General features: G+C 61.4%; 7 protein-coding genes and 1 pseudogene. 4 read left to right on the top strand and 4 right to left on the bottom strand.

Annotation, left to right across the window (positions count from 1 at the left end; translation table 11 throughout):
• Nucleotides 1-28: 28 nt before the first annotated feature.
• The 4 genes and pseudogenes from ACFOM8_RS18070 to ACFOM8_RS18055 all read right to left on the bottom strand — a co-directional run.
• Nucleotides 29-196, bottom strand: a pseudogene (locus ACFOM8_RS18070) (DUF1156 domain-containing protein); the annotation flags it as partial.
• Between the two features lie 19 nt (nt 197-215).
• The gene (locus ACFOM8_RS18065) at nt 216-824 is read right to left on the bottom strand and encodes a DUF7680 family protein (RefSeq protein ID WP_377763583.1); all 609 of its coding nucleotides are present in this window, start codon (nt 822-824) and stop codon (nt 216-218) included.
• Nucleotides 821-4,066, bottom strand: a complete 3,246-nt coding sequence (locus ACFOM8_RS18060) for an ATP-binding protein (protein ID WP_377763581.1) — start codon at nt 4,064-4,066, stop codon at nt 821-823. The genes ACFOM8_RS18065 and ACFOM8_RS18060 overlap by 4 nt, the downstream gene beginning before the upstream one ends.
• A gap of 11 nt (nt 4,067-4,077) precedes the next feature.
• Nucleotides 4,078-4,251 (bottom strand): hypothetical protein, encoded by a 174-nt coding sequence (locus ACFOM8_RS18055; protein WP_377763580.1) that lies wholly within the window; start codon nt 4,249-4,251, stop codon nt 4,078-4,080.
• Nucleotides 4,252-4,439: 188 nt separating this feature from the next.
• On the opposite strand from ACFOM8_RS18055, the gene ACFOM8_RS18050 reads away from it, so the two are divergent.
• The 4 genes from ACFOM8_RS18050 to ACFOM8_RS18035 all read left to right on the top strand — a co-directional run bounded on the left by ACFOM8_RS18050 (nt 4,440) and on the right by ACFOM8_RS18035 (nt 9,225).
• Nucleotides 4,440-4,874, top strand: coding sequence for a LexA family protein (locus tag ACFOM8_RS18050; RefSeq protein ID WP_377763579.1), 435 nt, complete (start codon nt 4,440-4,442; stop codon nt 4,872-4,874).
• A 4-nt stretch (nt 4,875-4,878) separates the two neighbouring features.
• Nucleotides 4,879-6,171, top strand: a complete 1,293-nt coding sequence (locus ACFOM8_RS18045) for a Y-family DNA polymerase (RefSeq protein ID WP_377763577.1) — start codon at nt 4,879-4,881, stop codon at nt 6,169-6,171.
• Between the two features lie 208 nt (nt 6,172-6,379).
• Entirely contained in the window at nt 6,380-7,822 is a 1,443-nt protein-coding gene (locus tag ACFOM8_RS18040; RefSeq protein WP_377763576.1) for an SMEK domain-containing protein, read from the top strand.
• Complete coding sequence (locus ACFOM8_RS18035) at nt 7,819-9,225, top strand: argonaute/piwi family protein (RefSeq protein ID WP_377763574.1); 1,407 nt, start codon at nt 7,819-7,821, stop codon at nt 9,223-9,225. The genes ACFOM8_RS18040 and ACFOM8_RS18035 overlap by 4 nt, the downstream gene beginning before the upstream one ends.
• Nucleotides 9,226-9,782 lie beyond the last annotated feature (557 nt).

Genomic DNA, 9,782 nt, shown 5'->3' with positions numbered 1-9,782 from the left:
GGTCTGCGTCTGATCGGCTGAGAGACGCGATAATTGCAGCGCGAGAGGGAACGAGTGGTCGACGCGCCCACCATACATGGAGCCTGTGAGTTGGGGGGGCTTTACCTGTGTCGCGTTCTCTGGGTGTCTCCGCGCCAACTTGATGACACGGGAAGCCGTTCTCAATCAGACGCAGATCGTTCGATAGATCCTTCATACTATTCCCTCTTTCCCCGTTATTGGCGGGTGCGCAGCTTGGTGAGCATAGATTCGACCTCAGCGTCCGGTCCCTTCCCCTGCCCACACAGCATCACCCGCAGTCCGGACACAGCCCACCGGTTGGCGACCGGTCCATAATGTGTGATGCGGGAGAACCAGTAGACGGCCTCCTCCCGCGAAAAGGTCGCGACTCGCCGTGACAGGAGTTCCCCCCGGTCAAGGTCGATCAGCCGCTCCTGAAGCTTGAAAATGATCCCGAGCTTCGCCCCGGCCTCTTCATCGAGAACGAGGGTGCGCTGCGTGCGCATCCCCTCCTCAGAAAGGAAGGCGTCGACCTCCAGGGGGACGTCATGTTCGTTGCGGGCCCGGGACGCGATCACCCGGACAACCGGCAGGAGGCGGCGAAGGCTGTCCCCGTGGAGGCGCCCCCGGTCCTGGAGATGTCCGGTCCGCGCATCCCCCTCATCTCCGTCACGGGCCCGGCGCTCCTTGACTACGAGGACTGGGGGCGGCACGTCGTTGTGCCGCGTGATCCGCAACGCGAAGGGCGCCGCGGAGAGAGCCCCTTCGTGGAGCGCCTTGTAGAGTTCCGCATGCCGGTGCGGACGACCCTTCTTGGTGGTCATTCAGCGCCTTTCTTGAGTTCCGCCACCAGGGCGCACTCCTCATCCGGATGTTCGATCTCGATGGACGCGAAGGTGTCCTCCGTGACTCGGCCGACCGTCATGAGCGTCTCGAACAGCTCATCGAGCGCTTTCAGGCCCTCCGGAGTGGCCCCGGAGATCTTGAGATCGATCGAAGCGCCGCCCGGGACCGTCAGGGCCTGGATCCGGAGGTCATCTACTGTGGATTTGGTCCCTGCGGATGCGATGCGGCCGAGCCGCTTCACCAGCGGGAGCAGGACCTTCTGTGCGCTCCCCTCCTCCTCAATCAGGAGGCTTTTCGGCGCGGTCGCGAGCCAGCCGCGCCGGGCGGCCTCCGCCCGTGCGATCAGGACGTCATGGGGACGGGGCGGGCGAATGGTCGCCTCCACCCCCTCGCGGAGGTCGTCAGGCTTAGCCTGCTGCTCCGGCTCCCCGCCGTGAACGAGGTAGCGGTCCTGCGCGATCACCTTCGGGATCACGTTCAGGACGTCAGCATCCGACACGGCCTCCGACTTCTCCCGCACCTTCGCGATAATGTCAGAGACGCGGGCTTCCGCCGACTGGCGCGCCACCTCGGCGGCCCATTCGCGGATCTTGTCCTCTGACGGCTTCTCCCCCTTGATCCAGCCCCGCGCCCGTGCTTTCGGGACTTGGATGATGGACCAGTCGTCTGCAGAGAGGTCCGCATTCAGCGGGACTTGGTTCTGCGCGTCATAGATCTGGTCGGGCCGGTCGCTCTTCGCGTCTGTGAACCGGAACAGACACCAGACCCCCCGCTCCACCCCCGCCGAAATGACCCGATTTAAGACGTTCGGATTCTCTAGGATCGGCCAACGCCGTTGCTGCGCGAAGGAGTTCCGGATCTCATCCACTGTCGGCGTGTCGCTCCCCAGACCGAAAAAGAGCTGCGACAGGCCGCGGGTGATTTCCATGGTGGCGGCGCGATCCGTCTCGATCACCTCCCCGTCCTTGCGCAGGATCTCCTTGACCTGCTCGGCGACCGGGGCCCCCCCTTCCCCGCCGGCCACCCGGATCTCCCGGACCGCGATCCCGTCAGACCCGGGATAAACCAAGCGGGTGTAGCTCCTGCTGACAGCGACATTCAGGTCGTTACGGGCCCGAGCCCGCCGCCCCTGAAAATCGTCATCAAGCTGCCTGAGCGTTAGCCCATATGCGCCGGGATCCGCTGCGAGCTTCTCCATTGCCCGAACGTCCCGTGCCAATTCGATGAGCCGGTCCAGGCTCTGTTGCGCCCTCTGGTCGGCGAACATCCCGTCACTGTCCCGGTCCGTCGCCACCGTGTTCGGGATCAGGAGCGCTACGTGGTTCTGCGAGATCCGGGGCTGCCCGTTCCCGACCGTCTGGATGAAATCGTCGATCATGATGCGCGGGGCGTCGACCCGCACGATCCCGATGGAGGGGCGCCGGGGCGAATCCGCCATGTCCTGAGGCGCCGTCACGTCCTCCCGAACTTCGAATATCCCGTTCTGGTTCGTGATCACCTTGCGGGATGCGTCCAGAATGAGCCGCAATGCGTCATCCCGTTTCACCCCCTCCCGGATATCACTGAGCGCCCGGTTGATGGTCGGGTCCGTGTTCGCGAAGAACTTCCCCCCGTCCTCCCGGAGGTAATAGGCGTGTTTCTGGACCGCCTCGAGGGCGGTCTTCACGGCGGTGGCCGGGAGGCCCGGCATTAGGACCGACAGGAGGGCGTCCGCCTCGTTGATCCCGAACAGGTTGCTGGACACCCCGCCGGCCCGGCCGACCAAGCTGTTCACCAGCACGACGCGCCAGGTCATCTCGTGGTACGGGACCCCGGACGGGAGCGGGTTGGCGGCGTCTCGCATCTGAGCGCGGCTCCGGTTTGACGCGAGCGCGTCCGACTGCGGCCCGCCCACATCCGTGTTCAGGACGATCTGCATGTCCCCGGCCTTCAAGCGGCTTCCCACGATCTCGTCTGCCATTAGCCGGTCCGAGAAGTCCAAGTGCCCGACATGGATCATCGGCGCATAGGGGCGCTTCTCCCAGAGGAGACGGATTGCGAGGGTCATGACCCGCAGCACCCCGCGCGTTCCCTGGAACGTCTCGATCGAGGCGAGTTTCTCGTTCAGGAAGCGCAGGAAGGTCGGGTGAAACGGGTAGCTTGCCCGGATCCGGTCCGCATAGTCGGTCTGCTTCGCCTCCGAGGGGAGGTCAGCCGGGGAGCTGGCGTAAAGGGCTGTATAGGCCTCCGCCGCCCGTTTCGCAGTCTCCGAGTCAATCCGGGAAAAAAGGCGGCGGGCAAGGACGCGGGCGAGTTCGCTCTGCGGCACCGGCTTGATCGGGAGGGCATCGCGGGCGACCACGCTTTCCGTCTCCCCAACGGCGCGTGCGGCACGCTGAGCGGCCTCCTCCGGGGCAACTTCCGACCCGGTGATCCGGGTGAGTTCGGAACCCAGGCTCTCGCTCTGTCGAGCGAACGCGTCCGACGAGCTCGCGAGGGAGATGACGACCGCGATCCCAGATGCGGACCGGGCAAAGGTCGAGAGGGACATCAGGAAGGCGGCGACCTGTGTCGCCCCCTTCCCCGGGTGTGCCGCCTCGAAACGGGCAACATACTGTGCTAGCTCGTCTATGAGGATGACCACCTTGCGCCCGTCGAGGACCCGCTTGAAGAAGTCTTTCCCCGGCGCCGCTACCGATGTGACGTCCCCCTCCAAGGCCCGATAGAGCGCCTCCCCGCCGACCTGCATCGCCAGCTCTCCCCAGAGCGTGTGGGGGATGAGTGCGGCGCCGGACGGCTTGTTCACGGACAAGACGTCCCCGGCGATCGCGACGACGTCCACCGTTCCGGGCGAAGGGAGCGGGAGACCGGGGAACAGGGGATCGACCAAGTCACGGATATCGGTGCCGCGCTTGGCGCAATGGACAAGGCCGATTAGGGAGTGGGTCTTCCCACCTCCGAAACCTGTCTCAAGGCGCGTAATCGCGCTTGCCGTGGTATCCCCTGAAATCCGTAGGAGGACGGTTGACAGGAGGTCGCGCATTCCGCTCGTGGGATAGGTCGCCTCCCCGAAGAAGACGCCCGCGTCCGTGTAGGGGGTCTCGGCGACCTTCTGTCCCGCGTAGCTGTCCATCACCTGGTTCAGGCTCGCGGTGAACAGTTCCGGGTTGAAGGTCCCCCTGATGATGTCTGCGCGTGGGGTGCAACTGTCGTAAAGAGACGCAATCTGTGTTGTGGTCATTCCGGTATTCATTAGCGCGCCTCTTCGTTCTCTTTCAATAACTTAATGCCTTGCTTGAAGGCCTCTACCTGCGTCAGCCCCTTTGAGGCGCACCAGACCTTGAAGGCACGACGCTCCCGCTCTGTGATCTTGAAATTCAAACTCACAAGCGCGTCGAGGCCATCGTCACTCGCATTCTCAGCCATCGCAGCTTACCCTCACCCGCTTGTATGTCTTGATAAACAGATTTCTTTATTTCTGGATAGGTGCTCTGTAAAGTTTTCCTATGTAGACAACCGCTTATCCCCACCTTTCTGCAGAAATTTGGACGGGAGTCCTTGACGACCAGGGGGGTGCAGGAACTATGCCGTATGTTCACGTATTGTTCTTGGCCATGTCACTTGATCTTCATCCTCTCAGCGTGACGCTGATCGACCGCGACATGCCGCTGGCAACCATTCAGGTGCCAGCCGGTTTTCCCTCGCCTGCTGCCGATGATCTTGAGGATACGGTTGACCCTATAAAGTGGGTTGTCCGCCATGAACACGCGACCTTCTGGTGGCGCGTCTCGGGCGACAGCCTGGAAGCCGAGGGCATCCTTGACGGAGATCTGATCGCGGTGGATCGGGCCGGGCGGCGGCGCAGCGGGCGCATTGTCCTAGCCGTGGTTGATGGGCAGATCACCGTGAAGAAGCTTGCGAAGCGGGACGGCCGGTGGTTCCTGGACCCGCGCGCCCGCACCGACGGCTACGAGACCATCCCCGTGACCGAGACCACCGAGATATGGGGCGTGGTGGCGGGCGTGGTGCGCCGCCTGCCCGTCGAATAGGACGATGTTTGAGGCATCCGACAAGCCGATAGCCCTGATCGACTGCAACAACTTCTACGTCTCCTGCGAACGGCTTTTCGACACATCACTTCACGGTATCCCCGTAATTATATTATCAAATAATGATGGTTGTGCAGTCGCCCGCTCCGAGGAAGCCCGCGCGCTCGGGATAAAAATGGGAGCGCCCGCCTTCAAGATGCGCGACTTCATGGAGCGGCACGGCGTCAAGGCGTTGTCCTCAAATTACACCCTCTACGGCGACCTGTCACGCCGCGTCGTGGACGTGCTGCACGGCTACTCGCCGCGCCTCGATCCATACAGTATCGATGAGACGTTTGTTGACCTGTCCGGCTTTGGCGACCGTATGGAGGCGCATGCGGCCCGGATGCGCCAGGCGGTTCGGACGCAAGTGGGCATCCCGACCTGCGTTGGCATCGCGCCGACCAAGACCCTCGCCAAGCTGGCGAACCATGCGGCCAAGAAGAACCCGATCTTCGGGGGCGTCTGCAATCTGATGAACCCTCAGGTCCGGGACTATGTGATGGACCGCATACCCATCGGGGAGATATGGGGCGTCGGACCGGCGACCGAGGCCAAGCTGATCGCCCAGGGCGTGAAAACCGCGGCCGCGCTGCGCGACCTGCCGATGGCGCTGTCCCGCAAGATCGGCACGGTTGTTCTCGAAAGGCTGGTGGCGGAGCTGCGCGGCATCGCCTGCATCGACTTCGAGGACGTGCCGCCGCAAAGAAAGGGCATGGCCGTGACCCGATCCTCGGGCACGCCCATGACGACCTTCGATGTGCTGGCCCAGGCCGTCACCGCCCACGCCACCCGCGCGGCCGAGAAGCTGCGCCAGCATGGCCTTGTCGCCGGAACGCTGACCGTGTTTTTCCACACCAACCCGCACAAGCCGGACCGCCCGCAGCATTCTGCGTCGCGCAGCGTGCGCCTGCGGCCCATGTCCAACCACACATTCGACCTGGTGGACGCTGCTGTATCGGCCGCGCGCCGAGGCTGGCGCGGCGATCCCTCCGGCAATGGCTGTGGCTACACCAAGGCAGGCGTCATCCTTGATGACCTGCTGCCAGAGGCCGACCGGCCGGCCATGCTCTTCGAGCCTGCCCGGCCGCGCGATGCGCGCCTGACGGACGCGCTCGATGCGATCAACGACCGCTTCGGCAAGAAGACGATGGTGCTGGCGCGGGAGGGCTTCGCCGGTGAATGGCGCCTGCGCGCCGATCACCGCTCGCCCCGCTACACCACCAGGATCAGTGAGTTGCCGATTGTAAAGCTCTAGAAGACATTTGAAGATAGCTGTTTTGCGGAGGGAGCTGACTTTCGCTACGAATCCAGTTCGCAGCACGCTGGAGGCAGAGAAGCAAGACCCAGTGGTAAGTCCCTACCGATCTATCCTACAGCTCCTTCTAACTAAGGACAGGCGCAGCTTGAAATGTTCTCCTGACGTTCCTATCACTTTCTAGCGTAACCTTGTGGAAGGACGGTTAATGAGGCAACTGGCGATCGAGAACCGTCTCCGTGATGTGGTCAGTCGCTTGGAACGCCAAGTCGAGTTGGCGACCACTCAAGGGCGCACTGACATCAATTTGGCCCTTGAAGATGCGTTTATCCCGATCCTCAAGGCGACCTACAACCTTCCGAACCTCATCAACCTAAACCGCAAGCGGAAGAACTACCCTGGAATTGACCTCGGCGACGACTATGACCGGGTAGCGTTTCAGATCACCTCGACCTCAACGCTCGACAAGGTAAAATCGACCGTTCAGCAGTTCATGGACCGGGCCTACTATAACAGTTTCGACGAACTCTATGTCTTGATGCTAACCCCAAAGCAGTCCTCCTACAGCCAAACGACGATCGACAGGCTGCTCACCGGCCAATTCTCTTTCAATTGTAAGAAGCATATTATTGATCTCGGCGATCTCCTTAGGGAGGTGTCAGCATTGCGCGTCACCACGCAGGAGCGAATTCTGCGGGAATTCGAGCACATGCTGGGTGAGGCTGAAGCGTTCATCAGCTTTAGCGCCGAGACTGTTGAGGCATCGACCACGATTACGTCGAACCTGCAGGCCATCGACCTTCCCGAAGCGGTCTACGTAGCTGAAATTAGTATTGACGATGAGGCGGTAATTGCGCGGGCGAAGGCTGAGTTGAACTATGGTGGCCGGTCGAAGAATAGACGTTCGATCATCAAAATGGCGCTGCTTCTGGAAGGCGTCGAGACGGATGCTTGGGTTTACTACGATGGCAGGCTCTTCGCGTTTGAAGACATGGAACAAACAGGGGTGGCGGCTGTCATTGAGCCGGAATCAATCGAACGCCTGGATGTCGCAGACCTCTCTGAGTCGCCAGAGATCGACAACGTGAATGTCCTCAAGCAACTCCTCCTTGCGCAGACCCAGGATCGTCTGAAGTGTCGGCACGTGCGACTGCACCAGAAGGACCGATTTTTCTTCTTTGGCCCGAGCGTGGACGGTCAGAAGGAGCGGCAGGAGGCATGGATCGGCAAGAAAAGGTCTGAGCGGCGCGTCTATAAGGTCATCCAACAGAAGAAGGACACCACCAAGGTCGCGCATCATCAGCACCTGTGCTTCGATTTGTCGTTCATCAGGATCGGGCGCGCGTGGTACGCAGAGATCGTGCCGAGTTGGTACTACTCTTTCAATGGCTACAAGAGATCCAACTGGCACGAGGACCTTCTGTCGAAGCAGAAGCGCCAAGAACACAATTCGACCGTTCGGGATCAGGTTCGCTTCGTCGCCTACTTCCTCGCTGGCCTGAGCGACGGCAGCGCGGGTGCCTCGGACATTCGCTACCGATCGCTTATCCAGTTCGAGACCCCTCAAGGCATTGAGGCGGAAGCCTTGATGCACGAGGGGGACGGTGCCGCCGAAGGGAATGTCGATGAATCCGACGAGGTGGCGGCATGAAACTCACGGTTCTTGCTGAACCTTTGCTGGAGTTCGGCACCGGCACGCATATCTGTCCGCGTACCGGTATTGAGCAAATGGGGGTGTACGACAAGCGCGACGAGTTGCGCCGCACGGAGTTGAGGATCGGAGTTGTCGGGCGCGGCGAGGGTATTGACCTTCTGGACGAATGGCTTGCGAAATGCAGGACTGGGATAGAGCGCAAGGCTGGTTCGAAACTGCTGAACCTCTTTCGTGGATTTGGTGGCATCAGCCCTGATCATGGCTTCCTGACCCGCGTCATCAACTCGCCGCAGTACACCCGACCGTTGCAGAAGTCAGAGATCACCAGCGCCTTGCAACTCGACACGAGGGCGGCCCGGATTGAGCGGGCGGTCGATCTCTTCTACGAGCAGGTGCGATTTCTCGCGGAGAACAGGGCGGTCGATGTGATTGTCTGCGTTCTCCCGAACGAGCTGTTCGACTCCGTCACGACGAGGGCCGAAGGCGAGGCGGGAAATGACGAACTGGAGCACAACTTCCGGCGCATCCTGAAGGCACGGTGCATGCACCTGAGCACCCCGCTTCAGCTCGTACGCGAGAAGACCATGCTCATTACTAAGCAATCGGGTGATCAGCAGGACCCGGCGACCAAGGCATGGAACTTCGCAACAGCATTATACTACAAGGGCAACCGCACAATTCCTTGGCGGCTCGTCGAGGACAATGCCAAGCCGCCATCGTGCTACATAGGTGTTGGCTTCTACAAGAGTCGTGACGGCGAGACGGTCTCATCGAGCTTGGCGCAGGTCTTCGACGAGTTCGGCCACGGAATCATCCTCCGTGGCACGCCAGTTTCAATTGATAAGAAGAACCGCCGTCCTTACCTCTCCGAGCAGCAGGCATACGAGCTGCTGCGCGATGCGTTGGATGAATACGATCGTGCGCTCCAGCACATGCCGGCCCGCGTTGTGGTCCACAAATCGAGCCACTTCCGCGATAGTGAGCAGGCCGGGTTCCGCCGCGCGCTGATAGAGAAGGGGATCCGCTCGCGCGATTTCGTCGCGATCACAAGCACCGACATTCGCCTGTTCGGGGACAAGAACTATCCTCCGAAGCGAGGCACGCTCCTGACGATGTCCGAGTCCGACGGCATCCTCTATACCCGCGGCACGGTCGACTTCTACAAGACCTATCCAGGGATGTACGTGCCTAGCCCCCTCAGAGTGACGGCCTATGACCAGGACTCATCGCTGGAGAGCCTTTGCGAGGAAATTCTTGGGCTCACGAAGATGAACTGGAACAACACACAACTCGACGGGCGGCTGCCCATCACGCTCGAATGCGCCAGCAAGATTGGCGACATCATGAAGTACGTCGACCCGAATGAACGGCCGCAGGTCAGCTACAGCTTCTACATGTAGATGGCTGCAACTGAGGCAAAGCGGGCGATGTCAGCTTTAGTAGAAATAGGCTCCTTGTGTTGATGCAGAGGCATCCCGCTTGGAAAAGAACATGAAACCTGCGGATGAAGTGCCAAAGCTGGTGCAGGACTCGAAATATTTGCTGTCGTCTTGAAGCCATCCAGAGCCGATTTAGAAAGGTGACATAGAATGGGATTTGATTGCGTTTCATGCGGGCGAGACAGCTATCTGGGCGGGGGGTGCCCCTGCTGCGGAGGCGCGACTGTGCCAAGTGAAAATGGATCGAAGAAGGGTGAGCAGTCAGGCGGGAGCGGCGTGGCTACTTTATTCATCCTGACCACGGGCTTTGGTCTTCTAATGCAGGTTGCAGCCCTGTTCCTCGAATAAACAGGGCGTCCCCCTTCGGGTCGCGCCCCCGGTTCCGGCCGGCACGCCGGCCTCCACCCGAGCTGGTCAGGGCGATGCTCCCGGCTGCGCCGTGCGGATGCCTGTCTCGTCCCGAGCCAGTCCCTCGCCCGCCGGTCCTGGTCGCCCTGCCCTGCCCATCTCGTCCCTTC

Origin of the sequence: Paracoccus angustae (assembly GCF_042648745.1) — a bacterium.
Taxonomy (GTDB): domain Bacteria; phylum Pseudomonadota; class Alphaproteobacteria; order Rhodobacterales; family Rhodobacteraceae; genus Paracoccus; species Paracoccus angustae.
This window is presented reverse-complemented; position numbering and strand designations above follow the sequence as displayed.

What these genes read in the sequence shown, in the direction of transcription:
- ACFOM8_RS18045 (WP_377763577.1), top strand. Translation starts at nt 4,879, where the DNA reads ATGTTTGAGGCATCCGACAAGCCGATAGCCCTGATCGACTGCAACAAC.
- ACFOM8_RS18040 (WP_377763576.1), top strand. Translation starts at nt 6,380, where the DNA reads ATGAGGCAACTGGCGATCGAGAACCGTCTCCGTGATGTGGTCAGTCGC.
- ACFOM8_RS18060 (WP_377763581.1), bottom strand. Translation starts at nt 4,066, where the DNA reads ATGACCACAACACAGATTGCGTCTCTTTACGACAGTTGCACCCCACGC.
- ACFOM8_RS18035 (WP_377763574.1), top strand. Translation starts at nt 7,819, where the DNA reads ATGAAACTCACGGTTCTTGCTGAACCTTTGCTGGAGTTCGGCACCGGC.
- ACFOM8_RS18050 (WP_377763579.1), top strand. Translation starts at nt 4,440, where the DNA reads ATGTCACTTGATCTTCATCCTCTCAGCGTGACGCTGATCGACCGCGAC.
- ACFOM8_RS18065 (WP_377763583.1), bottom strand. Translation starts at nt 824, where the DNA reads ATGACCACCAAGAAGGGTCGTCCGCACCGGCATGCGGAACTCTACAAG.
- ACFOM8_RS18055 (WP_377763580.1), bottom strand. Translation starts at nt 4,251, where the DNA reads ATGGCTGAGAATGCGAGTGACGATGGCCTCGACGCGCTTGTGAGTTTG.